This is a genomic window from Alteromonas sp. ABV2_168 (genome assembly GCF_056161165.1).
On record NZ_JBSWYQ010000006.1, the window covers coordinates 15,906 to 40,974 of the forward strand.

Consider the following 25,069-nt stretch of genomic DNA (forward strand, 5'->3'; position numbering starts at 1 on the left):
AATTGCAGTAAAACCCCTCCGGATTATTCACCGGTGCTTTTGTGCTCAAGGGCCGCAGAGCCGATAGCGATCTGTTTAGGCTTTTTAGCTTCAGGGATAACTCTTTCCAGATCGACACTCAGCAAACCATTTTCGAGATTTGCGCTTAATACGTTTACATGATCACCAAGCTGAAATTTGCGTTCAAAATTGCGCTCTGAAATACCTTTGTGAAGGAATTTACGCGATGACTCTTTGTCATCAGCAGCCTTGCTGCCTGTTACGGTCAGCGTATTTTCCTGTACTTCAATACTGATTTCGCTTTCCGCAAATCCGGCTACTGCCATTGCGATGCGGTATTTATTTTCCTCCAGTAATTCAATGTTATACGGAGGAAAAGCGCTCTGATTTTCAAACCGGGTAGCATTGTCAATGAATGAAGCCAGACGGTCTGAGCCGATAAATGAACGGTAAAGTGGTGATAAATCAATAGTTCTCATAGTCATATCCTTCCAATTAAGCAATATGTAAATGCAGAGCCCCGTATCCGGCGACTCAGGTTACGCCGTGCCTGCACCTGCAGGCACGACAAAAATTAAATCGTTAGTTAAATGAGGTCTGTGTATGCAGACCGGAATGGCTTACCCGTGGCTGGCCGGTGTACTGCCGATTTCAATACGACGGGGTTTCTTCGCCTCAGGCACAACACGCTCAAGGTCAATATGTAACAGGCCGTGCTGCATATCTGCGCCGGTCACTTTTACATGATCACCGAGCTGGAATTTACGCTCAAAGCTGCGTTCTGAAATTCCTTTGTGCAGGTATTGTTTTTTGCCGGCTTCGTCATTTTCAGCAGGGACTTTTTTGCCCGTTACCGTTAATGTGTTGTTTTCGGAGACAATGTTAACTTCTTCAGTTGTAAATCCGGCAATCGCCATGGACACGCGATATTTATCGTCGCCAAGCAATTCAATATTATAAGGGGGATAAGCAGTCTGGCTCTCAGAACGTGAAGCTGCATCTACAAGTGATGCCAAACGGTCAGAACCAATGAAAGAACGGTAAAGTGGAGATAGATCGATAGTACGCATAGTCATATCCTTTTTATAAAGCAATATGTTTAAAATGTTTGCCCCGACATTGCGGCGGCGGTTCTGTCGGCCTTGCTATCAAGCGCCGACAATTACTATGTAGGTGCTAAAAAAACCTTTTCAACACCTCAAAGCAAAAAAATTTAAATTTTTTATTCAAGTGCCTGAAACGTACGAGCAAGCCTTGGCATATAAGCGTTGTCATTATCCAGTGAATAAGCGATATGCGACGCCTTACCGATGATTTCATTTACAGGAATAAAGCCATGCACTCTGGAATCGGCCGAGTTATTACGGTTGTCGCCAAGCACCAGCACGTGATTTTCCGGAACAGTCACCGTATTAAAAGAAGACAGTGGTGAGCCATTCTTATCCAGATGGATCTGATGAAGCACTTTACCCAATAGCTCCTGCTGATCTTCATCATCGCCGGAATACAATAAGGGCTGATTGTTCAGATACAAGATGTTATTGCGCATGGCAATTCTGTCACCGGGTAAGCCCACAACACGTTTAATCAGACGATTATCTGCCGCCTTACTGTCGAACACGATAATATCTCCGCGGGCAGGGGAGCCTGTTTCAGCCAGACTGATGTCAGTGAACGGCACTTTGATTTCATAAGCCAGCTTATTCACAAATATGCGATCGCCAACCTGAATGGTAGGTTCCATAGAACCGGAAGGGATGTAATACCAGTCTGCCACACCGGCACGCACAAACAACATCAGGCCGATAAATATAAAAAAGGATTGATTGTCTTTCCAAATTCGCTTCAGTCCGGTTGGCTTGTCTTTCATAGTCGTCCTCTGATCGTTGAAGAAATTGCAGGTCTGAATGTCAGAGCTGTTGTCCGGAGAAATAGTTCATCCACAGATGTAACAAGGTATGAAAACGGAAGGAATCAGTCAGGTGTCATTTTTATTGATGATAAAGCATGATATCGTACGTTTTATAATCACTATTGGTACGGTTCAGGGATGCGTATCTCTTTTGTATTACTTTTGTTTTTGATTATCAGCCACCCTCTGCCTGCTCAAAGTACAGTTCTGCAGGTGGTGACAGAGTCATCGCCTCCTTATCACTACCTCAATAAATATGGCAGGGTAGACGGCGAGACTACGCACAAAGTAAAGGCTATCCTTGAGGCCGCCGGGGTAAAAGGAGAGTTTGCGTTATATCCCTGGGCCAGAAGTATCACAATGGCAGAACGTCAGGCTGGCACACTTATCTATTCCATTGCACGGACACCGGAGCGTGAAAAACAGTTTCACTGGCTGGCTGAAGTGTCGGCTTTTCATCTTGCCGTTGTTGGCCTCAAAAGCCAGCCCGTTGCAAACGGGGAACTTAAACAGGGTTATCTCACCAACTATACATTTGCCGTGCAACGGGACGACATCAGCTATCACTGGCTACAGCAACAGGGGTTCAGGGAAGGACAGAACATGCTGGTATGTGCAGATATTCAGTGCTCGTGGGATTATCTGTTGAGGGGAATGGTCGATTTTATCATCGAAGATCCTGCCCTGATTCCTGCTACGGCGAAGAAATTAAACGTGGACGGGGAGCAGCTCAATCCGGTAATGGATATTCCCGAGCTTGCCGTAACCGGCTATCTGGCTGCCAGTAAAGACACGGATCCCGCTGTTGTGTCGCAACTGAAGGAAGCGGCACAACAGCTGGGCATGGGGATTACTTCTGGTGACGGGCGCGTAGCACCGCAATAACATCTTTCATTGACATGTCGCTGGCCTGCAGCAGCACTGTCAGGTGATAAAGCAAGTCAGCCGCTTCGTTCTTCAGCTCTTCTTTATCCTGCACCGTTGCAGCAAGTGCAGTTTCCACGCCTTCTTCACCCACTTTCTGAGCGATGCGTTTAATGCCTTTGCTATACAGTGAAGCGGTGTAACTGGACTCAGGGTCCGCATACTTACGCTCAGCCAGAACCCGTTCCAAATCACCCAGGAACGTATAAGCCGGCGCCTGATTATCGAACCAGCAGCTTTCCGTGCCGGTGTGGCAGGTCGGGCCTTTCGGACGGGCCAGAATAAGCAGGCTGTCGTTATCGCAATCGCTACCCACTTCAACCAGGTTCAGAACGTTGCCAGACTCCTCGCCCTTCATCCACAAACGCTGCTTGGAGCGGCTGAAAAAAGTGACTTTTTTCGAGTCCAGTGTGGCTTCCAGCGCTTCCGGGGTCATGTAACCCTGCATCAGTACTTTACCGGTTACGGCATCCTGTACGATAGCCGGAAGCAGGTTATCCATTTTATCCCACGCCAATTGCGTCAGATTGTCTTTAGTAATAATCATTAAATTGTTCCTTAACGGCCGTGACGGATACACATGGGAATAGCCTGAGAAGCCAATGTATCTTTCAGTTCGTGCATATCAATGATGCCTTTGTGGAAGACTGACGCTGCCAGTGCGCCGTCGACGTCTGCCTGCTTAAATACGTCAGTAAAGTGTTCAATGGCACCGGCACCGCCAGAGGCGATGAGTGGTACCTTGCATACTTCACGCACGGCTTTCAGCTGTTCGATGTCGTAGCCCTTACGCACGCCGTCCTGATTCATGCAGTTCAGTACGATTTCACCCGCACCGCGTGACTGTATTTCTTTAATCCAGTCGATGGTGTGCCACTGAGTTTGCTGAGTGCGGCTTTCGTCACCGGTAAACTTGTACACATCGTAACGACCATTCGCCTCGTTGTAGAAACTGTCGATACCAATGACCACGCACTGCTGACCATAAATGTCGTGCAGCTCGTTAATGAGGTCCGGATTAGAAAGCGCAGGGGAGTTAATGGAAATTTTATCCGCGCCCATTTCTAAAATGCGTCCTGCGTCTTCCACCGATTTAATACCACCGGCAACGCAGAACGGAATGTCGATGACCTGAGCAATACGGCTCACCCAGCTTTTATCGACAACCCGTTGATCAGACGACGCGGTAATATCATAAAACACCAGTTCGTCGGCACCGGCTTTGGCATACTGTTCTGCCAGTGGCACAATGTCGCCAATGATTTCGTGGTTGCGGAACTGAACGCCTTTAACAACCTTACCGTCGCGTACGTCGAGACAGGGAATTATCCGTTTTGCCAACATGCAATAGCCTCCTCAACGGTAAATTTACCTTCCAGCAGAGCTCGGCCTAAAATCACGCCGCCTACATTGGCAGGACGCAGGGCACGAATGTCATCCAGGCCGCCAATGCCGCCGGAAGCTTGCCAGCTCACTTGCGGGAATTGGGCACATACGTCGGTGTATAAATCTACGTTGCTGCCTTGCAGGGTGCCGTCACGGCTGATATCAGTGCACAGCACGTGTTTCACGCCCACTTCCTGAAAATCTTTCAATAAGCCTTCCAGCGCCACGCCGGAATCTTCCTGCCAGCCGTGGGTGGCAATCATTCGTTCACCGGCGTCGTTGATGTTTACATCCAGCGCCAGCACAATTTTCTCTGCGCCGTATTTCTGCATCCAGCCTTTCACCAGTTCAGGCTGCTTTACTGCCAGAGAACCGATGACTACACGGCTTACACCAGAATCTAACAGTTGGGCCACGTCTTCTTCGCTGCGAATACCGCCGCCAGCCTGAAACTTCATGCGTTGGGTATCGACCATTTTGCGGATAAGCGTAAGCTGTCGCTTGCTGGTGTCTTTGGCTCCGGTAAGGTCAACGATGTGTAGCCACTGCGCACCCTGATCGGCATAGTCATGTACCACGTCTACCGGATCTTTCTGGTATTGGGTTTTCTGGTTGTAGTCGCCCTGGAACAGACGCACCACGGCGCCGTCGATTAAATCAATTGCTGGAATAATCATTACATTTCCACAAAATTAGTCAGAAGTTGTGCGCCGGCTTCGCCGCTACGCTCGGGGTGAAACTGCACGCCGAAGAAGTTGTTGCTGTGCAGGGCGGCAGAGAACGTTTGGCCGTATTCACAGGTGGCCAGGGTTTTATCGTAAACCGGCACCGCAAAGCTGTGCACAAAATAGAAATAGGTATCTGCCGGAATGCCTTTGAACAGCGTGTTGCCCTCAAGCGGCGTTACCGTGTTCCAGCCCATGTGAGGCAGGCGTAAATCACCCGCTTGCAGGCGGGCAACATGACCTGGCATCAGGCCTAAACAGTCAATCTGCCCACTGCTGGTTTCATCCGAAGTTCCCACCATTAGCTGCATACCCAGACACACGCCGAGCACCGGTTGTTCCAGTGAACGAATGGTGTCGGAAAGGTTCTTGCCGTTAATGCTGCGCATGGCGGCATAGGCACTGCCAACGCCGGGCAGAAACACTTTGTCAGCGGCTTTAATAATGTCGAAATCATCAGACACATCCACCGTCACGCCCAGGCGCTCAAGGGCAAATTTAACCGATGAAATGTTCGCACAGCCGGTGTTAACAATAACAATCTTCTGCGCCATTACAGAGCTCCTTTACTGCTCGGCAAGGTATCGCCCTGACGGGTAATGGCCTGACGTAATGCACGGCCAAATACTTTGAACAGGCTCTCTACCTGGTGGTGCGCGTTACCTTCGCTGGTGGACAGGTGCAGGGACAGGCCCATGCTCTGCGCCAGTGAATAGAAAAAGTGCGGTACCATTTCGGTGGCCATTTCGCCAACCTGATCGCGGCTGAACTCGGCATCCATTTTCAGGTAAGGGCGGTTGGAAATATCCATGATGCACTCAGCACGACACTCATCCATAGGCAGTGCAAAGCCAAAGCGACCAATGCCGCGTTTATCACCCAGCGCTTTTTTCAGCGCGTCGCCAAGGGCCAGTGCCGTGTCTTCTACGCTGTGGTGGTCGTCGATGTGCAGATCGCCGTCCACCGACACCTGCATTTCAAAACCGCCGTGGGTGGCAATCTGATCCAGCATGTGGTCGAAGAAGCCCATCCCGGTGTGGATTTGTGATTTTGCCGTCGAGTCTAAATCAACCCGCACACGGATATCGGTTTCTGAGGTTTTACGCACTACCTCGGCAATTCGGGAAGACGCCAGCAGGGCTTTCTCAATGTCTTTCCAGTTGTTGGTTTCCGGATTGTACTGGAACGATTTGATGCCCATGTTTTCGGCCAACTGCACATCAGTGATGCGATCGCCAATCACGAAGGAGCGTGTGAAATCGATGCGGCCCTGTTGCAGGTAGTCTTTAACCAGCCCGAGGTTAGGCTTGCGGCAAGCACAATTTTCGTGGTCGAAGTGCGGACAAATCAGCACATCATCAAACGTGACGCCCTGAGATTCGAAAATCGCCATCATCGCATTGTGCGGCTTGTCGAAATCTTCCTGCGGGAAGCTGTCAGTGCCTAAACCGTCCTGATTCGACACCATGACCAGTGAGAAACCGGCAGCTTTTAATTTTAGTAAAACAGGAATAACGTTTGGCTCAAATACCAGCTTTTCCAGGCTGTCTAATTGCTTATCTACGGGCGGCTCTTCAACCAGCGTACCGTCTCGATCGATAAATAAAATAGCTTGCTGACTCACTTGGAAGCTCCTGTCTGGGAAAAATAATCATTAATCAGCTGTAGCAGGCGGTCGTCCTGCTCCGGGCTGCCGATGGTGACACGCAGGCAGTTTTCCAGGTTCAGCTGTTTGGACTGGTCGCGAATAAGCATGCCGCGCTCAACCAGGTATACCATCAGTGCTTTGCAGCGCGCGTAACGGAACAGCAAATAGTTGGCTTTGGTGTCGCCCACCATTTCGAATTCTTCAAACGCATTCAGTGCTTCCGTGAGACGGGCTTTCTCTGCGTTGAGAATGTCCACCTGCGCTTGCAGGCGGCCAATGTTTTCTTCACTTAACGCCTCTGCAGCAATCTGCGCCACCGGATCCGGAATAGGATAGGGCGCAATTACTTTCATCAGCGCGGCAATCACAGCGTCATTAGCAATGGTAAATCCACAGCGTAAACCTGCCAGCGCAAAGGCTTTGGACAGGGTTCGCAGAATAACCAGATTCGGGTAATCTGCCAGCTTGTTCGCCCAGGTGTTCTCTGCGTCAAACTCGATATAGGCTTCATCTACAACCACCAGCGCTTTATCGGTGAAGTGGCGAAGTACGGTGTCTAAATCCTGTTTGGCGACTTGTGTACCGGTAGGATTATTCGGCGCACAGATAAACACCACATTGACGTCGTCATTGCTGCAAATGCCTTCCACATCCAGATTGAAGTCGGCTTTCAGTGGCACTTTTTTCACGCCAATATCGCAGGTCTCTGCACTGATGGCGTACATGCCATAGGTTGGCGGACAGATCAGAATACTGTCTTTACCCGGCGTACAGAAGGTGCGGATGAGCAGTTCTATGCCTTCGTCAGCACCACGGGTCACCATCAACTGGCTTTTCGCAACACCAGCGTAAGCTGCGTAACCGTTAATCACGCCGTCGGGCTGACAGGACGGATAACGGTTAAAGTGGCTGCTGTCCACGTCGTAGTGGTTAGCAAATGGTGATTCGTTGGCATTAAGCCAGTCCTGACCACCGGCGTAAAGACGGCGCGCCGACTCATACGGTTTCAGCGGGATCAGGTTATCATTAATCAGTTGGTCGACCAGACTGCTCATTGGTCATTCCCCTTTTCAAGCTCTGCCATACGCAGTGCAACGGCCTGCTCGTGGGCATCGAGCCCTTCAGCACTGGCAAGCTTCATAATGGCTGGTCCAAGATTACGCATGCCGTCGGCAGACAGTTCCTGCACGGTGAAACGACGCATAAAATCAAGCAGACCTAAACTGGAATAGTTACGTGCATAGCCGTAGGTTGGCAGCACGTGGTTGGTACCCGAAGCGTAATCGCCTGCAGATTCCGGTGACCACTGGCCAACGAAAATAGAACCGGCGTATTTAATGTCGGTGAGCAATTCGCGGGCGTTGTCAGTTTGCACAATTAAGTGCTCCGGCGCGTACGCGTTGCTTACCTGCACCGCTTCGGCTACCGAGCCAGTCAGAATATAACGGGCATTTTCCATGGCCTGAGAAGCAATGCTGTTGCGCGACAGTTTCGCCAGTTGAGCTTCTACCTGCGCTTTAGTGGCTTCAATAAGCGCTTCACTGTCTGAAACCAGAATGGCCTGGGAATCCGGACCGTGTTCTGCCTGCGACAATAAATCCGAGGCCACAAACGCCGCGTTAGCATTGCCATCTGCCAGCACCAGCACTTCTGAAGGGCCGGCCGGCATATCGATAGCGGCACCGTCGGCGCGCTGACTGACTTGCTGTTTGGCTTCTGTCACAAAGCTGTTGCCGGGGCCAAAGATCTTGTCCACTTTAGCAATACTTTCGGTACCGAACGCCATGGCGGCTATGGCTTGGGCTCCGCCACACAGATAAATTTCTTCAATGCCACACAGTGAAGCCGCAAGAGCGATTTCCGGGGCGATTTCACCGGCCTGGTTGGGTGGTGTGCACAGCACTTTGCGTTCGCATCCGGCAACCAGCGCCGGTACGCCCAGCATCGTCACGGTCGACGGTAGCGGCGCACTGCCGCCGGGTATATAAAGACCGACAGCATCCAGCGCGGTAAAACGTTGCTCGCATACTACGCCCGGCGTAGTCGTCAGGGTGATATCCTGAGGTTTCTGCGCTTCGTGGAATTGTTTCACGTTGTTGAACGCAACCAGCAGGGCGTCTTTAACGTCAGCAGATACCCGTGCTGCCAGTTCGTCCCGCTTTGCAACAGAAAGGGGCAGGCTGTTCAGTGAAGTACAGTCGAATTTACGGGTGTATTCCAGCACCGCTGCATCGCCCTGTTGGCGTATCGCAGCGAGTATGTCTGCAACGGTCACCCGCAGACTGTCTGAGTTTTTCATAACCGGCCGGGCGAGGGCTTCTGTCTGCCCGGCAGGTGTAAGTGAGGACCAGTTGATCATGGCAGATTAACCCATCATTTTTTCAATTGGCATAACCAGAATAGAACGACAACCTAAGGATTTAAGCTTTTCCATGGTTTCCCAGAATAAGTCTTCAGGGCTGACCACGTGTACCGCTACCGCATCATCAGAACCGGCAAGAGGCAGTACGGTAGGGTTCTCAGCACCGGGCAGTAAACTTTTTACCTGCTCCAGGTAGGCTTTCGGCGCGTGCAGCATAATGTATTTACTTTCTTTGGCCTGAATGACGCCATCGATACGGGGCACAAGACGATTTACCAGAGCTTGTTTCTGTTCTGAAAGCGCACCGTCAGCACGTTGGATCAGTACTGCTTTTGAACGGAAAATAACGTCTTCTTCCACAAGACCGTTAGCTTCCAGTGTGGCACCGGTTGAAACCAGGTCACAAATCGCATCGGCCACACCGGCGCGGGGAGCAACTTCTACTGAGCCGGTCAGCATCACAGCGCGGGCATTGATATTATTTTCTTTGAAATAACGCTCAAGCAGGTAAGGGTAGGTCGTTGCTACTTTTTTACCTTCCAGTGACTGAATACCTTCGTATTTCATCTCCTGCGGTACCGCAATAGACAAACGGCAACCACCGTAATCCAGACGACGCAATACTTCAAAATCAGACGCTTTGCCGGCCGCCTGACGTTCCAGCATTTTCTCTTCTAATTCGTTTTCGCCGATAAAACCCAGGTCGACAATGCCGTCCATGACCAGACCCGGAATATCGTCGTCACGTACGCGCAGTAAATCGATAGGCTCATTAGTGGAATGGGCGATGAGAAGGCGGTCACGGATGTATAATTTAATACCAATCGCTTTTAGCAGCGCGATGCTGTCATCGCTGAGACGGCCTGATTTCTGAACTGCAATACGCAGACGTTTGCTGTCACCCATGTGAACATTCCTCTTTGTGTGAACCTGATTTGAAGCTGCTTAAACGAAAAACCCCCGGAAGTTTCCTTCCGGGGGTCGAGAATTTTTTATCTGCGCCACTGGAAGGAACAATAGACCTTCCAGCACGAACCTGAAAGGTTATGCTTTATGATGGTGGTGATGGTTAGCAGCGCAATTAAACATGTAAAATTCGTTTCCAATCTTTTTGACGCGGCAAACAGTAGCTAATTGAGTGATCTAAATCAACCCCCAAAAGCCATAATAAGGGAATTATTATACTAAATGTTTGGTCATAAGTTATATCTTACTGTTCGAAACGGGTTAAAACCTGCGACTGTGAAATAAATGTCATCAAAAATGCGAATAATCGCGTGTTTTTATTTACGTGGAGGTGAGGGTGAGCAACGACCTTATTTTTCCTATTCTGCCGAGAGAGGGCAAGGTGCCGGTTAAACCGGATGACCGCGTAAAGAAAGTCAGTAAGGAAGCGGAAACCAAAGGCCTTGGTGAAGATGAGCGTTATGAGCACGACGAGGAGCGTCGTGTGGCTGAAAAGCAACAACGTGACAGCGGGCATCATCAGGATAATAAAGGAGGTCAACAAGCTGAAAATGCTAAAGAAAGTCAGCCGGTCAGTTCCGGACACGAGGCAGACAGCAGTCAGGAGCCCTCTTCAGACAATAAAGACAGTAAAATAAAGCATTTAGATATCTATATCTGATCCAATTTTGTCTGGTGTTCCGGTAAATATCCGCTAGTATGAAAATTGACCTGTAGGGCTTGCACCGGTGATACAGGACAACTAACAATAAATACTACGGACAGATCTTATGAAGAAATCACTGCTGCTGATTGCGATGGCAATTACGCATACCTGCCTGAATGCTGCGTCTTTAAACGTTGACGATCTGGCTATCCCTCATACCCGGTATCAACTGGACAATGGCCTGACGTTACTGGTCCACGAAGATCACAAAGCGCCTATTGTCGCGGTCTCTGTTTGGTACAACGTGGGGTCTAAAGATGAGAAACCCGGTAAAACCGGCTTCGCTCACCTGTTTGAACACCTTATGTTTAACGGCTCGGAAAACTACGACGGCGAATACTTCAAGCCCTTCGACCAGGTCGGCGCCACCGATATGAACGGTACCACCTGGTTTGACCGCACCAACTACTTCCAGAATGTCCCGTCTACCGCCGTCGATCTTGCGTTGTGGATGGAATCTGATCGCATGGGGCATCTGCTTGGTGCCATCACACAGGAAAAGCTGGATAACCAGCGTGGCGTGGTACAGAACGAAAAACGTCAGGGCGACAACACGCCTTACCGTAAAGCTGAATACAGTTTGCTGGAGGGGATTTTTCCTGAAGGACACCCGTATCGCTGGAGTACCATCGGCTCCATGGAAGATTTGAATGCGGCCAGTCTGGATGATGTAAAAGCCTGGTTTGAGCAGTACTACGGTGCTGCCAATACTGTCATTGTCCTCGCCGGTGACATTACGCCCGAAGTGGCAAAGCAGAAAGTGGAGCATTACTTTGGTGATATTCCTCCCGGACCGCCTTTAAAACGTCTGAAATCCTATGTGCCGGTTAAAGACTCCAACAGCTATGAGGAATTGTTCGACAAAGTGGCGGCTGAACGCATCTACCGGGTCTGGCCGGTAGCCGGAAGGGTAGATGATGATACTGAAGCACTGAATTTGCTGGCCAAAGTGATGGGAGAAGGCAAAACCTCACGCCTGTATCAGCGCCTGGTGGAAAAAGAAAAGCTGGCAACCGGTATTGATGCGTATTTAGAAGAGCATACGCTGGCAAGTATCTTTACCCTCGAAGTGACGCTCGGTGCAAATGCTGATGAAGATAAAGTGTCTGCGATTATTGATGAAGAAGTTGCTGCACTGGTTGCCACACCGGTAAGTAAGCAGGAACTGGAAGGTGCGCGGATGCGCACGCTTTCCCGCACTATACGCGGTATGGAGAAGATTGGTGGCTTTGGCGGAAAGGCTAACGTTCTGGCAGAAGGCGAGTTATATGCCGGCGATTCAGACCACTATATGAAAAGCCTGAAACGCTATTCAGAGGCCACACCAAAGCAGCTCAATACCGTCGCTAAAAAATGGCTCGATCTTCCTTATCATCAGTTGATTGTCCGCCCGTTTCCGAATTATGCAGCAAGTACAGAAGGCGCTGACCGCTCTGCATTACCGGAGGTGACAGACATGCCCGCGCTGTCGTTCCCTGAGGCAGAGGAATTTACCCTGGATAACGGGTTACCGGTCTATTTTGTTAAGCGGGATGCCGTGCCTGATGTTTCTCTGCGTATCGTGTTCGACAGTGGTTATGCTGCCGACGCGTATGGCTATCCATTGGGTTCATCATCAATGACCATGCGCATGCTGGAAGAGGGCTCCGGTAAAATTGATGGTGAAGCTTACAAAACGAAAATGGACATGCTGGGCGCTGCCAGCTATTTTGGCGGCTCGCTGGACAGTTCTTATGCACATTTACAATCCCTTACTGCGAACTTAAAACCTGCATTGTCACTTTTCAGCAGCGTGGTAAAAAATCCGGCCATGCGGGAAAGCGATCTGGAAAAACTGAAGCCGATCTGGTTGTCGGATATTGCCCAGGAAAAATCTCAGCCGGTACAACTGGCGTTCCGGGAATTGCCTCCTTTGCTGTATGGAAAAGATCATCCATACGGTATGCCGCTGACGGGTTCCGGCACCAATGAATCAGTCAGTGAAATTACCACCAAAATACTCAAAAACTTCCATAGCACCTGGATACGCCCCGACAATGCGAAAATCATTGTAGTGGGTGACATCGAAAAATCAGCACTCCAGTCCATGCTGAATGACAGTCTGGGTGAATGGAAAGTAAGTGGCCAATCCGGAGAAAAGCGCATTGCTGATGTACCCCAAGTGAAAGGCCGTACATTCTACCTGGCCAACCGTCCTGATTCTCCCCAGTCGCTTATACTGGCCGGTAAACTCATCCCGCCTGTATCAGATAAAAACACGCTGGCTATCGAAACGGCTAATGCCATAGTAGGCGGTAAATTTACCGCCCGCCTGAATATGAATTTGCGGGAAGATAAAGGCTGGGCTTACGGTGCACGCAGCCTTGCGATGACAACATTGGGCCAGCGTCCGTGGTTTGTGTACGCGCCGGTACAGAGTGACAAAACCGTCGAATCGGTCAACGAAATAGACCGCGAGATGAAAGAATACAATGGTGATAATCCGGCAACGGAAACGGAGCTGACCGAAACCGTTACGACTGAAATCCGTAAGTTACCGGGCTTATTTGAAACAAACGGTAGCGTGCTGTCAGAAATTGAGTCCAGTCTGAAAGAGGGTAAGCCGCTCAACTATCCTATGTTATTACAGCAGGAGTATGACAAGCTCACCCTGGAAGACGTCAGGGCGCAGTCCGGTTTGTTCACTACTGATAATGTCATTTATCTGATTGTGGGTGACGCTGCACTTTACAAGGACGAACTGGAGACAATGGGTAAAGTGGTGATGCTGGAAATAGAGTAAGCTCCTGTCCGGCAGCAAATGAGTGGTGCCCCGGAAGCGCTATGAACGTAAACGCTCCGAACGTTAACGCTCTGAATTAAAAACGAAAGGCCCGCTCTGTAAAGAGCGGGCCTTTTTATTATTCACAATAGCGGGTAGCGCCACGTATTAGTTAGTTAAACCAGTGCCGCGTTCTGTTTGCAAAACCTACCAACGACAGCATCACAGGCACCTCTACCAGCACGCCGACTACAGTAGCCAGTGCGGCTCCCGAGTGGAGACCAAACAAAGAAATTGCCACGGCAACAGCCAGTTCAAAGAAGTTTGACGTGCCTATCATGCATGCCGGGGCGGCAACATCGTGGGGCAATCCCATGCGCTTAGCCAGCCAGTAAGCCAGAAAGAAAATGCCGTAGGTCTGAATAAGCAGCGGTATGGCAATTAATACAATGGCCTGCGGATCTGCAATGATAGTTTCAGACTGAAAGCCGAATAGCAGTACAACGGTAGCCAGCAACCCGATAATTGACCAGGGCTTCATGGTGGCAATAAATTGTGTCAGGCGCTGGTGCTTGTCCTTACTGTCCAGTACTTTCCGTGTAATCACACCGCCCACAAGAGGGATCACAACGTACAGCACGACAGATAACAGCAACGTGTTCCAGGGAACAGTAATATCGGTAACGCCCAGCAGAAAGGCCGCTAACGGCGCAAAGGCGAAAATCATGATGATATCGTTCACGGACACCTGCACGAGGGTATAGTTGGCATCACCCTTTGTGAGCTGACTCCACACAAACACCATAGCTGTGCAGGGGGCCACACCAAGAAGGATCATGCCGGCTATGTATTCGCCCGCTGTTTGCGGATCGACCCAGTCTGCAAAGATGCCTTTAAAGAACAGCCAGCCCAGAAAAGCCATAGAAAAAGGCTTAAGCAACCAGTTGATGATAAGGGTCAGAACCAGGCCTTTGGGTTTCTTTCCTACATCTTTAACCGAGGTGAAATCTACCTGCACCATCATCGGGTAAATCATCAGCCAGATGAGTACGGCGATTACCAGATTGACATGTGCATACTCAAGCCCTGCTACAATAGCAAACAGATTCGGAAACAAACTGCCTGCAAGCAAGCCTGTAACAATCGCAAGTGCAACCCAGACAGAGAGGAAACGTTCAAATAATCCCATGGTTCAATATCCTAAATCGATTTTTGATTAACGCGCTTGCTCAGTGCCTCTGCACTTTCCACCCGCTCAGAATAGCGATCGACAAAAAAGTCTTTATTGCCACGAAGCAGCAGGGTGAATTTCATTAACTCTTCCATCACATCCACGATGCGGTTGTAGAACGGGGAAGGTTTCATACGGCCGTCTTCTTCAAATTCGAGGAAGGCTTTGGGTACCGACGACTGATTAGGTATGGTAACCATACGCATCCAGCGACCCAAAATTCGCATCTGATTGACTGTGTTAAATGACTGCGAACCACCGCAGACCTGCATCAGCGCCAGCGTTTTACCCTGAGTCGGGCGGACGCCGCCGATACTTAACGGCACCCAGTCTATCTGACTTTTGAAAATGCTGGTCATGGCACCGTGACGCTCCGGCGAGCACCACACCTGACCTTCTGACCACATCATTAATTCACGAAGTTCTTTCACTTTCGGATGATGTTCATCTCCGGTGTCGGTTTGCGGTAAACCTTCCGGATTAAAAATACGTGTTTCCGCCCCCATGGCGGTAAGCAAACGGGCGGCTTCTTCTACAGCAAGGCGGCTGAACGAGCGCTCACGCAGAGAACCGTATAGAAGTAGTATTCGTGGCTTATGTTCAGAGGCGCCCGGCAAACAGGCATCAAAAACCGGTGTTTGCCAGTGTGAAGTATCGATATTGGGCAAATCAGAAGCTGGGGATGTCCCGGACTCTTTTGACATCAGTGTTGCACTCCTAAATCTGTGAGAGCCTTGCGCAGAGCTTCAGTATCACCTGCTTTTTCAGCAATGGTCAGCAACTGTTTTGCTCTTTCTTCAATAATGCGGATGCAGCTTAAAAAGGCTGCGCGGATCTCTTCAGTGGTGCCACTTTCTTTCGATGGATCTGACAGGCCCCAGTGAACTTTTACACTGTTACCGAACCAGACCGGGCAGGTCTCACCCGCTGCTGAGTCACATACCGTAATGACAACATCAGCGCTGAAGTCTTCGAATTCGTCCCATGACTGGCTTTGCAAGCCTGCTGTACTGTAGCCGGATTCTTCCAGATATTTCACAGACAGCGGGTGTACTTCACCCACCGGCTGGCTGCCGGCGCTGCGAGCTTCAATGATGCCGCGGCCAATCTGGTTGGTGATGGCTTCGCTAAGGATACTCCGGCACCGGTTGTGGGTGCAGATAAACAGAATTTTCATAAGTGTATTCCTGTTAAAAATTTAATTACAACAATCCTTGCCGTTAAGCTGGCATTGCTTAAAAGTCGCCAATAACGCCTCGAAGTCTTCGCTGTTACTTTCACTGGCGCTGGCAATCACAGATTTTGCCCATGCCGGCAGTTCGGGATGAAGGCGGTAGTACACCCATTTGCCACGGCGTTCATCCAGCAAAATGTTGCATTTACGTAGTGATGCCAGGTGACGGGATGTCTTGGGTTGATCCAATTTCAGGGTTTCCATCAGCTCGCACACGCAGGCTTCACCAAACGTATGGATAAGCACAACGGATTTCAGCCGTGTGTCGTCGGCCAGACATTTAAACAGTTGCAGCGCATTCATAAGCTAATACATGTGAAATAGTACATATGTGGAATTTCACATGTTTTGAGGTGAGAGTCAATGACAGTTTTGTGAAGTTTTCACCGGGATAAGAAAGAAAGGAAGGGCAAGGGCGCGAAAAGACGTTACCGCTGAATCTGCCCGTGTTGCACTTTCAGCTCCGGCCACTCAGCCAACCACGATTTATTTTTTACCCGTGAATCAAAGGTTGCCTTTGCTGCCAGCGGGTTGCGGGTGATGGTATTGTTGTAGTTGTGATTTAATCCATAAGCACTGAATATTTCGATATTTTCGTTTTGAAGTCTGGCTGCTACAGTGGTTTCAATTTCAATCCAGTGTGAAATCGCATCCTTGGTATTGCTGAATGGCGGACGTTCATGTTTATCATGCATACGTGCCTGGTTACGGACTTCCCAGTTCAGCGCCGGCATGACGGTGTTCAACCGGCCTGTGTGCACAGTTTCGGCTTCAACAGAAATGTTGTTACTATCGAAGTACACCACATCCACGTCATTAAGGGGAGTGGGAATGCTGCGCCGGTGAGTGTGATCCCAGATGAGGTTTCTGATGAATCCGGCGCCAATCCAGCAGTCCGGTAACGATAAGGCCGCTACGGCTTGCAGAGCTGCATACCGCAACGGATCATCCTTTAAAAGCTGCACGGTTAAATCGCGCAACGCTGTTTCATTTAGTTGAGTTGTTTGTCTGGCCAGAATTTGGTGCCTTTTACCGAAGCCTGCAGAGCAAGACCGGATTCCGTCATTGTGTAAACGGTAATATCACCTAAATACCCTTCACCTTCAACCGACATACCTTTTTGACCAGCCTTTGCAGTGGCATCTGCGTTACCCCCTGCGGTCCAGCCGTTCTCAATAAAGTAGTTAATGGCTTTTTGAGAATGAAACACCAGCACAATGCGGTAATCTTTTGCTCCGATCCCCAGTCCCACGCCGCCCTCGGCCATATTCATGTATGTCTGATGGCCGGTTGTGTTGTTGTTAACTACACCGTAACCGGTGCCGGCTGAAACAAAGATAATATTCACATTCGCATTGCTGAAAACGGCATAGCCGGGCGCTGTTTCTATTTGCGCTTTTACATCGGGTTTTTCTTTGTAGAGTTTCGCCAGCGCCACATCCTGCATGGTTAGTATGGCGTCCCGCTTTTCAGCAACGGTGCCACTGCCCATGGAAGCGCAGCCTGATACCAGCATCAGTACACCGGCAGCGAACACAATACGTTTGGTTTTTATCATTCTAATCAGATTTATCATGCTATTACTCCTGTAAAAACCTGTCTGAATGCAGACGAGGCAATAAGCAACTTCAGATCTGACAGAACAAAGCAATTAGCGTGCTTAGTTTTATAAAGTCTTTTTATTCAATGTGTTATGTGTGATTCGGGAAGGATGTAGCCGGAAAGGAAAGGGGGCGATGGCGCAATTTACAGACACTCGTCCGCAAATTGCGCCAAACCTGATCATCAGAAGCGGTAGCGTCTCAGTTGCTCCCGCATTTGTTCAATCTGCTCAACCAGCGCTTCACAGTTATCAGATACCTCGCGGGCATGTTGCTCATTTTCACTACCAACCTGCTGAATGCTGTTGAGTCGTTTGGATACATCCTGCGATACTGCGGCCTGCTGTGTGGCCATTGATGCGGTTTCCTGATTCAGGGAAGTAATGGTTGCGACGGCGGACAGTGCTTTTTGCAACGTCTCTCCGGCTTTTTGTGTCACTTCCACGGTTGCAAATGCATTGTCTTTATTCGACTGCATGCGCTCAGACGCATCGCGGCTGCCTTGTTGCAGGCGTTCAATCATGACGCGGATTTCTTCAGTAGAGCTTTGGGTACGGCTTGCCAGTGAGCGAACTTCATCTGCGACCACCGCAAAGCCCCGGCCCTGTTCTCCGGCACGGGCGGCCTCAATGGCAGCATTCAGAGCCAGCAAATTGGTTTGTTCGGCAATATTGCGGATAACATCCATGACACCACTGATTTCCTCACTGGAGCGGGCCAGATCGGTAATTACCTGTACAGAGGCATCCACTTCCCGGGCCTGCTTCTCTATGTCTTTGATAGTCGCTTTCAGTACATTAACGCTGTTACGGGTGTCAGCGTCGGCCGCATTTGCAGCATCGCTGGCATGATGAATATTTACTGAGACCGCTTCCGCGCTTTGTTGCAGCTCAGTGATGGCACTGGTAATCGCACTGGTTTCGTCAGATAAGGATTTCACGGTTTTCTGTGCGCTGGAGGCTGTTCTGTTCAGCACCTGTGATTTGGACTGCATAGCCTGAGTGGCACTGTCGACGTTTTGTAACGTGGACTGCAGTTGTGCCAGTAATTTATTGAAGGCCTGTGCCATGCGGCCAAATTCATCATTCTTTTTGTTTTCGAAGCGGAAAGTCAGATCGCCTTCACCGCCGGACAAACTGTTGACAACCTGATTAAACTCATCCAGAGGCTGACCCACATAACGTTTCACCAGGATAACCAGACTGATAAGAACAATGCCACTCGCCACCAGTACTTTAATCAGCAAAACGAAAAGCGCTGTGCTGAGCATGGACGTTTTCTCACTGTTCGATTCCGCCAGCAAGATGTCGTAGCCCCATCGGCTGAATGGCACAACGGTCAGATTCCATTTGTCGTCTCCGGAGAGGGCGGCTTTGACGTCACTTTCGTTCACATGAGAAGAATGCATACGGACATTGCCTTTTGCATCACGCAGGGCAACGAATCCTTTTTCCAGTATATGACTGCGGGCAATGGCTTCTTCCAGCAGTTTTAAATCAGCGGAGTATCCCACATACCAGATGCCGACAACCTGACTGGCGCTATTGAACATGGGTTCATAACCGGTCAGATAAGGATTGCCGAGAATATCAACTTCACCGTAATAGGCTTCACCATTTTTGATTTTCGCCATGGCTTTGCCCTGAGGGGCGAGTTTGGTTCCAATTGCGCGCTGACCGTCTTTAATCACATTTGTACTGACGCGGATGTAGTCATCACCCCGGCGACTGAATAATGTTGCCGTGCCGCCCATAATGCTGGTTAGCCCGTCAACCAGGGTAAAATCATTCGCCTGTGGTTTTCCGCCCAGTAAAAGCTGCGTGGAAAGCGTTTCTTTCACCATCACATCACCAGCCTGTGAGGGTGTTCCCAATGCTGCGCCCCGTTGCTTTAATAACGCCATACTGCTTTTTACCCGTTCACTCATCAGTGAATCGGTGACTGCAAAAATATCCAGCAAGCGCTTAGATGTCTGATCTATTTGTGTCTGGATCTGATGGTCAATATCAGACTTGATGGATACGGAAGTTACTATGCCTACAATGACAGTAAATACCGCTATCACAATGGAAATGGCGATGAGAAATCTTCGCTTTATGGACATGCAAACTCCGTTAAAACAATCAGACGCTTAAGCTTTCCGGACAGCGCAGGCAGCAGAAGCGACCGGATGACAGGTCGCTCTGGTTAACTGGCATTTTTCGTTGATTTAAGCGTAGTTTAAAATTTCAGAACAGTAATGATTATTTTGTCTGAAATCGTCTTTACGCTTACATATATCGGCGGGTAATACTTATTTATTAACTTTAATGACGGAATAACCTTCACTTTCAAGCATAGCGATAACGCCTTCGGCACCGGCCATATGCATGGTGCCAACCAGTACAAACTCTGTTTCCGGCGTGGTCAGGTACTCTTCAATGTGCGGGAGCCACGCTTTATTTCTGTTCGTCAGCATTTCATCGTACACCTCAGGATAGTCTGTTTTGAAGCTTTCCATGCTGTCGTTATACAGAGCCTGCATGTCACCGGTCAGCCAGTTTTCCTTCATCGGTTCCAGTGAGTCATTCATGGTTTCTAACTCTTCGAGGGTGTAGCGGATGTAGGCATCTTCGTCGCCTTCACTCAGTCCGGCCAGCATCATTAACTGCTGCTCAGGCGTTTCAAACCAGCCCACAGGCTTCTGGTCTTCCGTCGCGCGGGCGAAAAAGTATTTGTCGACCCCCTGACTGGTTAAACCTGCCCGCTGCATTTCAAGCATAGACAGCGAAATACCAAGAAATGATGCCTTCATCTTGCTCACCTGAGCTACCGGAATACCTCTTTCTGAGAGCCACTCAGACAGCATGCTGAAGGTTTCTTCAGATAGATCATCTTTGATTGTGCGACCGTCCTGATAAGTCATCAGTTGCAGTGTTTTACGGGTGAAATCCGGCGTATCCAGCGCATCCAGATCGGTTTCGAATATGACTTTACCGGATGCTTTATAAGCGATGTCATATTCTGCCGGCAACGGGTAGTCCTGCGGGCTGAGGATGTGCAGTGTGCCACCGAGATAGACGGTATTCCCGTTCTTGCTCACCTCCCAGACGGATGCTGAGAAAGCAGTAAGCGGCGTGGCCATACCCCATAAAGCCACTGCGGCTATAAAACCCTTTTTTAATCCGGTGAAGGCTGTTCGCATAATACTGAGTCCTTTGCTACGATTCCTCTTATAATGTGCTATGCAATTTACTGTTAAAGCTGTAAAAGTACAATTCTCAAATGTTTGTTTTCACCTGCGAAAGCCATCGCGGTGTAATTTCTGGATAAGTAGTCTGTCTGTGTTAAGTATCATCCGTCAGTTTTCCGTTCCCTCAGCGCTGATCATCCTCTGGTTTATTGTATTGTTTATACAACCGGATCCGGCTGGCATCGTGGCAGAAAATGGTGCTTTTGCGTTACTCGGCGTTATCGGTGCTGTGTTTGCGAACGCAACCGGGGCCGGTGGCGGCGTTGTTTTTGTGCCGGTGTTCCACCATCTTGATTTTTCCCCTCAGAACATTGTGGCAACCAGTTTTGCCATTCAGTGCTGCGGTATGACGGCCGGTGCATTGAGCTGGTGGGCGTTTTTTCGAAACAAAGAAAAGCACAACGAACACTGGCAAATGTTACCGCAGGTGGTGGCACTTACAGTGCCGGCTTCGGTGTGCGGTATCCTGATGGCACAGTTTGCTGCCGGCAGCATTCCGTTGTTGTCTTTCATTCAGGGTAACGTGAATGATTTGCACCTGGGCTTCGGTATTTTCTCTATTTTTCTGGCTCTGGTCATTTTTGCCAGTATCCCGTTATTAAAGAAAACCCGGTTCAGAAGTAGCCTCTCCATGGCTGAAACTGCGCTGTTGCCCGTGGTGGCGTTTGTTGGCGGAGCTGTAACCGCATGGTTGTCTGTCGGCGTCGGTGAGCTTGTTGCTGTATTTCTTATTCTGAGAGGCTTTCACGTTACCATGGCAATTGCTGTCGCTGTGATGCTGACTGCGTTTTCAGTATGGGGCGGGGTGATTTACCATGTCACTGAATCCTTAGCCATTGTCTGGCCGGTGGTATTGTTTGCCGGAGCAGGTGCAATCATTGGCGGCAGACTGGCGAAATATGTTGTGCTGGCATTTTCCGTACAGAAATTAAAATTGTTTTTCGGTTTATGGGTATTACTGCTGGGGATCAGCGGATTGCCGGTATTCTGAACGGAAAACTTTTCATCGGGAATGACGTATCAATGCTATGAGATTGATTTTTAACGCCCGGAGAACATTATGGCTGCAGATTTTTTACCGCAAAACCGCTATCAGGTTGCGCAACCTGCGTGGTCTGAAAACGCGGTCATCTATCAGGTCAATACCCGCCAGTTCAGTGCTGAAGGAAATTTTCAGGGCGTAATTAAAGGTCTTGAGCATATCAAAGCGCTGGGCGCAGACATCATTTATCTCATGCCGGTACAGCCCATCGGTATCAAAAACCGCAAGGGGTCACTGGGCAGTCCCTATTCTGTAAAAGATTACTTTGCCATTAATCCCGAGTTCGGAGACGAGAACAGTTTCGCCGCACTTGTCAGTGAAATTCACCGGCTTGATATGAAGGTGATTCTCGACTGGATCCCTAATCACAGTGCCTGGGATAATCCCCTCACCGTGTCCCATCCTGACTGGTATGCAAAAGATTATCAGGGTAATTTCAGACCGTCACCGTGGTGGGACTGGGACGATATTATTGAGTTTGATTACAGTGTGCCGGCGTTGCGCCGTTACATGACTGAGGCAATGTGTTACTGGGTAGAACGGTTTGATATTGACGGTTTTCGCTGCGATGTTGCCGGTTACGTACCCAATGATTTCTGGGCTCAGGCCAGAGCCGCGCTGGATGCTATTAAACCGGTTTTCATGCTGGCTGAATGGGAGAACCGCGACCTTCACGAACAGGCATTTAATATGACCTATGCCTGGAGCTGGAACGAGGCTATGCACGATATTGCTCAGGGCAGGGCACCGCTGGACAGGTTGAGAAAATACTATTCCTGGAACGAGCGCAGTTGGCCGGAGTCAGCCTACCGGATGACATTCGTCAGCAATCATGACAAAAATGCCTGGGATGGCACGCAGCATGAACAATTCGGACAGGCTCTGGAGGCTGCTATTGTGTTGTCTGTCACCGGCGAAGGTTTGCCGCTTATTCACAATGGTCAGGAAGCGGGTGAAAACAAACGTCTGGCCTTTTTTGAACGGGATCCCATCGACTGGCAGGACCATGCCATCGGCGATCTTTACCGTGAACTGATTAGTTTGAAAAAGCGCGTGAAGGCATTGTGGAACGGAAAAGCCGGTGCAACCATGTTGCAGGTGAACAGCAATGATCTGAAGCGGGTTTTCAGTTACGTGCGCATGCAGGGAAAGGAGAAAATTCTGGTGTTGCTTAACTTATCCCCTGATACCGTTTCTCCCACCTTTGATGCCGGTCTGTATAACGGTCAGTACCGTGACGTGCTGAACCGTCAGGACATCGTGCTTGATGCTGCACAGCCGCCTATTTTGGCCCCCTGGGCCTATCGTGTTTACGAGGCGATATGAACATGAATTAAACTGGCCGGCCGGTCAGTGAATTCCTGCCCCATTTAGCTGATAATTCTGGCATACTACGCGCTTTGAATTTTTAGTGTTTGTTTATGCCTTCTGTATCTTCCCTGTTTACTGCTGACGGATTGCTGGCTAAGGCCATTCCGGGGTTTTCTCCCCGCGCCGCCCAGACGGACATGGCGCTGGCTGTGAAGTCAGCGCTGGACAATCAGCATTCGCTGATTGTTGAAGCCGGCACAGGAACAGGCAAAACTTTCGCTTATCTCGGTCCGGCATTGCTGGCTGAAGGTAAAGCAATCATTTCTACCGGAACGAAAAATCTGCAGGAGCAGCTTTACCACCGTGATTTGCCGGTGGTTAAAAAAGCGCTGGGCTCCCGCAGAAAAACAGCGCTATTAAAGGGCCGTTCGAATTATTTGTGTCTGCACCGCATGGGTCAGCATGGTGGTAATTCCACGCTGGTGGAAAAAGAAGTACTTGGTCAGCTATCAACGGTGAGAAGCTGGGCCGAGACCACCAAAACCGGTGATACCGGCGAACTGAAAACGTTGCCGGAAGATGCCAAAGTACTGCCGTTGATCACCTCAACAGTAGACAACTGCCTGGGACGTGATTGTCCCGAATATGAAGAATGTTATCTGGTAAAAGCCCGCCGCAAAGCGTTGGAGGCCGATATCATTGTGGTCAATCATCACCTTTTTTTTGCTGACATGGCGCTTAAGGACACAGGCTTCGGTGAACTCATCCCTGAAGCGGATGCCATCATATTCGATGAGGCTCACCAAATCCCCGATATCGCCAGCGATTACTTTGGTGAATCTTTGTCCAGCCGTCAGTTACAGGAACTGGCAAAAGATATTAACGTGCTCTACCGCACAGTGCTCAAAGACGCAGAACAGTTGGATAAAGCCGCAGAAAAATGCCGGATTGCATCAGCCGATTTGCGCCTGCTGTTTCCGGAAAATCCTGAAAGAGGCAACTGGGCCGAAGCGCTGGACAGAGATGACATACAAACTCAGGTCGCCAGATTAAAAGACGGCATCGGCGTGCTTCATGAAGTTATCAAACTGCACCTTGGCAGAGATAAAGATCTGGATAATATTTACGAACGGGTAGTGCAGACAAGGGAACAGCTTGACGCGTTATGTGATGCTGAACAGCAGGGTGTGAGCTTGTGGTATGAAACCACGCAAAGACACCTTATCCTGCATCTCACGCCATTATCCATTGCTGCTAAGTTCCGCCGGTTTATCAATGCCGTGCCAAGGGGATGGGTTTTCACGTCTGCAACCCTGACTGTCGATGGCGGCTTTACCCATTTCCAGAAACGGATGGGACTGGACGATGCCAAAACTCTGGAACTGGAAAGTCCGTTTAACTACAAAGACCAGGCAATGCTCTGTGTGCCGAGGTTCCTGCCGGAGCCGAACAGCTTTGCCATGAAAGACACGTTGTTCGAAACGGCAAAACGTTTGATTAAGGCCAGTAAAGGCCGCTGTTTCTTGCTTTTCACCAGCCACGCCATGCTCCGTGAAATCGCCAAAAGGCTGGAGTTTGAGGTACCTAACAAGCTGCTGGTGCAGGGAACGACGACAAAGCAGGCACTGCTGGATGCTTATCTGGCAGATGAAAGTGCGGTGTTGCTCGGGACCGGTGCGTTCTGGGAAGGGGTTGATGTTCGCGGTAATGACCTTATATGCGTGATGATTGATAAACTGCCATTTGCTTCACCGGATGATCCGCTGTTACAGGCGCGCATGGAAGATGTGAAAAAGCGCGGAGCGAATCCTTTCGCTGCAATTCAGATCCCGCAGGCAGTCATCACGTTAAAGCAGGGGGCGGGACGGCTTATCCGTGATCCCACCGACAAAGGCGTACTGGTTATTTGTGATAACCGTCTGGTGACCAAACCCTATGCACAAACATTTGTATCAAGTTTACCTGATATGCAGAGAACACGTTCGCTGGACAAAGTTGAATCGTTTCTGCAAGCGATTAAATAGCCCG

General features: G+C 49.7%; 25 protein-coding genes and 1 other annotated feature. Of the genes, 6 read left to right on the plus strand and 19 right to left on the minus strand.

Annotation, left to right across the window (positions count from 1 at the left end; genetic code table 11):
- Positions 1–23: 23 nt before the first annotated feature.
- From ACXAH4_RS10490 to lepB, 3 genes are all read right to left on the minus strand, one after another.
- Entirely contained in the window at positions 24–479 is a 456-nt protein-coding gene (locus ACXAH4_RS10490) for an Hsp20 family protein (RefSeq protein WP_474846547.1), read from the minus strand.
- Between the two features lie 141 nt (positions 480–620).
- A complete protein-coding gene (locus ACXAH4_RS10495; protein ID WP_474869057.1) occupies positions 621–1,070 on the minus strand; it encodes an Hsp20 family protein in 450 nt (149 codons plus the stop codon).
- 152 nt (positions 1,071–1,222) lie between these two features.
- Positions 1,223–1,870, minus strand: a complete 648-nt coding sequence (gene lepB / locus ACXAH4_RS10500) for a signal peptidase I (protein ID WP_474869060.1) — start codon at positions 1,868–1,870, stop codon at positions 1,223–1,225.
- A 180-nt stretch (positions 1,871–2,050) separates the two neighbouring features.
- Between lepB and ACXAH4_RS10505 the strand changes: the two genes are divergently transcribed.
- Positions 2,051–2,797: a substrate-binding periplasmic protein gene (locus tag ACXAH4_RS10505; protein ID WP_474852722.1), complete on the plus strand. Its 747-nt coding sequence runs from the start codon at positions 2,051–2,053 to the stop codon at positions 2,795–2,797.
- Here the strand turns inward: ACXAH4_RS10505 and hisIE are convergent.
- The 8 genes from hisIE to hisG are packed head-to-tail and all read right to left on the minus strand — an operon-like array spanning position 2,763 to position 9,863.
- The gene (gene hisIE / locus ACXAH4_RS10510; RefSeq protein ID WP_474852724.1) at positions 2,763–3,383 is read right to left on the minus strand and encodes a bifunctional phosphoribosyl-AMP cyclohydrolase/phosphoribosyl-ATP diphosphatase HisIE; all 621 of its coding nucleotides are present in this window, start codon (positions 3,381–3,383) and stop codon (positions 2,763–2,765) included. The two genes, ACXAH4_RS10505 and hisIE, sit on opposite strands and share 35 nt — an antisense overlap.
- 11 nt (positions 3,384–3,394) lie before the next feature.
- Entirely contained in the window at positions 3,395–4,180 is a 786-nt protein-coding gene (gene hisF, locus ACXAH4_RS10515; protein ID WP_474852726.1) for an imidazole glycerol phosphate synthase subunit HisF, read from the minus strand.
- A complete protein-coding gene (gene hisA, locus ACXAH4_RS10520) occupies positions 4,162–4,899 on the minus strand; it encodes a 1-(5-phosphoribosyl)-5-[(5-phosphoribosylamino)methylideneamino]imidazole-4-carboxamide isomerase (RefSeq protein ID WP_474846537.1) in 738 nt (245 codons plus the stop codon). The genes hisF and hisA overlap by 19 nt, the downstream gene beginning before the upstream one ends.
- Entirely contained in the window at positions 4,899–5,501 is a 603-nt protein-coding gene (gene hisH / locus ACXAH4_RS10525) for an imidazole glycerol phosphate synthase subunit HisH (protein WP_474846535.1), read from the minus strand. The genes hisA and hisH overlap by 1 nt, the downstream gene beginning before the upstream one ends.
- Positions 5,501–6,571, minus strand: coding sequence for a bifunctional histidinol-phosphatase/imidazoleglycerol-phosphate dehydratase HisB (hisB, locus tag ACXAH4_RS10530; protein WP_474846533.1), 1,071 nt, complete (start codon positions 6,569–6,571; stop codon positions 5,501–5,503). Before hisB ends, hisH begins: the two co-directional genes overlap by 1 nt.
- Positions 6,568–7,650 carry a histidinol-phosphate transaminase gene (hisC, locus tag ACXAH4_RS10535; protein ID WP_474881807.1) on the minus strand — a complete coding sequence of 361 codons (1,083 nt, stop codon included), beginning with the start codon at positions 7,648–7,650 and terminating at the stop codon, positions 6,568–6,570. Before hisC ends, hisB begins: the two co-directional genes overlap by 4 nt.
- Positions 7,647–8,954, minus strand: a complete 1,308-nt coding sequence (hisD, locus tag ACXAH4_RS10540) for a histidinol dehydrogenase (RefSeq protein ID WP_474881809.1) — start codon at positions 8,952–8,954, stop codon at positions 7,647–7,649. Before hisD ends, hisC begins: the two co-directional genes overlap by 4 nt.
- Positions 8,955–8,960: 6 nt before the next feature.
- Complete coding sequence (gene hisG, locus ACXAH4_RS10545) at positions 8,961–9,863, minus strand: ATP phosphoribosyltransferase (RefSeq protein ID WP_119501875.1); 903 nt, start codon at positions 9,861–9,863, stop codon at positions 8,961–8,963.
- Positions 9,864–9,909: 46 nt separating this feature from the next.
- Positions 9,910–10,026: a sequence feature (His leader region), on the minus strand.
- A gap of 234 nt (positions 10,027–10,260) precedes the next feature.
- Between hisG and ACXAH4_RS10550 the strand changes: the two genes are divergently transcribed.
- Together ACXAH4_RS10550 and ACXAH4_RS10555 are read left to right on the plus strand one after the other, a co-directional pair.
- Entirely contained in the window at positions 10,261–10,584 is a 324-nt protein-coding gene (locus ACXAH4_RS10550; protein ID WP_474881811.1) for a hypothetical protein, read from the plus strand.
- Positions 10,585–10,693: 109 nt separating this feature from the next.
- Positions 10,694–13,411 (plus strand): M16 family metallopeptidase, encoded by a 2,718-nt coding sequence (locus ACXAH4_RS10555; protein WP_474881812.1) that lies wholly within the window; start codon positions 10,694–10,696, stop codon positions 13,409–13,411.
- Between the two features lie 151 nt (positions 13,412–13,562).
- Here the strand turns inward: ACXAH4_RS10555 and arsB are convergent, their stop codons facing one another.
- The 8 genes from arsB to ACXAH4_RS10595 form a co-directional block, all read right to left on the minus strand.
- Positions 13,563–14,579: an ACR3 family arsenite efflux transporter gene (gene arsB, locus ACXAH4_RS10560; RefSeq protein ID WP_474881814.1), complete on the minus strand. Its 1,017-nt coding sequence runs from the start codon at positions 14,577–14,579 to the stop codon at positions 13,563–13,565.
- A gap of 11 nt (positions 14,580–14,590) precedes the next feature.
- A complete protein-coding gene (arsH, locus tag ACXAH4_RS10565) occupies positions 14,591–15,325 on the minus strand; it encodes an arsenical resistance protein ArsH (RefSeq protein WP_474846520.1) in 735 nt (244 codons plus the stop codon).
- Positions 15,325–15,798: an arsenate reductase ArsC gene (locus ACXAH4_RS10570; protein WP_474846518.1), complete on the minus strand. Its 474-nt coding sequence runs from the start codon at positions 15,796–15,798 to the stop codon at positions 15,325–15,327. Before ACXAH4_RS10570 ends, arsH begins: the two co-directional genes overlap by 1 nt.
- A 21-nt stretch (positions 15,799–15,819) precedes the next feature.
- On the minus strand, positions 15,820–16,158 hold the full coding sequence (locus ACXAH4_RS10575) for a metalloregulator ArsR/SmtB family transcription factor (RefSeq protein ID WP_474846516.1): 339 nt from the start codon (positions 16,156–16,158) through the stop codon (positions 15,820–15,822).
- Between the two features lie 125 nt (positions 16,159–16,283).
- Positions 16,284–16,796 (minus strand): nucleotidyltransferase family protein, encoded by a 513-nt coding sequence (locus tag ACXAH4_RS10580; protein WP_474881816.1) that lies wholly within the window; start codon positions 16,794–16,796, stop codon positions 16,284–16,286.
- Between the two features lie 50 nt (positions 16,797–16,846).
- A complete protein-coding gene (locus ACXAH4_RS10585) occupies positions 16,847–17,413 on the minus strand; it encodes a lipid-binding SYLF domain-containing protein (protein WP_303575479.1) in 567 nt (188 codons plus the stop codon).
- 227 nt (positions 17,414–17,640) lie between these two features.
- Complete coding sequence (locus ACXAH4_RS10590) at positions 17,641–19,560, minus strand: methyl-accepting chemotaxis protein (RefSeq protein ID WP_474846512.1); 1,920 nt, start codon at positions 19,558–19,560, stop codon at positions 17,641–17,643.
- A gap of 189 nt (positions 19,561–19,749) precedes the next feature.
- The gene (locus tag ACXAH4_RS10595; protein ID WP_474881818.1) at positions 19,750–20,640 is read right to left on the minus strand and encodes a TraB/GumN family protein; all 891 of its coding nucleotides are present in this window, start codon (positions 20,638–20,640) and stop codon (positions 19,750–19,752) included.
- Positions 20,641–20,779: 139 nt separating this feature from the next.
- Here ACXAH4_RS10595 and ACXAH4_RS10600 point away from each other — a divergent pair, with 139 nt between their 5' ends.
- From ACXAH4_RS10600 to ACXAH4_RS10610, 3 genes are all read left to right on the plus strand, one after another.
- A complete protein-coding gene (locus ACXAH4_RS10600; RefSeq protein WP_474881820.1) occupies positions 20,780–21,679 on the plus strand; it encodes a sulfite exporter TauE/SafE family protein in 900 nt (299 codons plus the stop codon).
- 69 nt (positions 21,680–21,748) lie between these two features.
- Entirely contained in the window at positions 21,749–23,056 is a 1,308-nt protein-coding gene (locus ACXAH4_RS10605) for an alpha-amylase family glycosyl hydrolase (protein ID WP_474881822.1), read from the plus strand.
- 95 nt (positions 23,057–23,151) lie between these two features.
- Positions 23,152–25,065 carry a DNA repair helicase YoaA gene (locus ACXAH4_RS10610; protein ID WP_303575410.1) on the plus strand — a complete coding sequence of 638 codons (1,914 nt, stop codon included), beginning with the start codon at positions 23,152–23,154 and terminating at the stop codon, positions 25,063–25,065.
- The last annotated feature ends 4 nt before the right edge of the window (positions 25,066–25,069 follow it).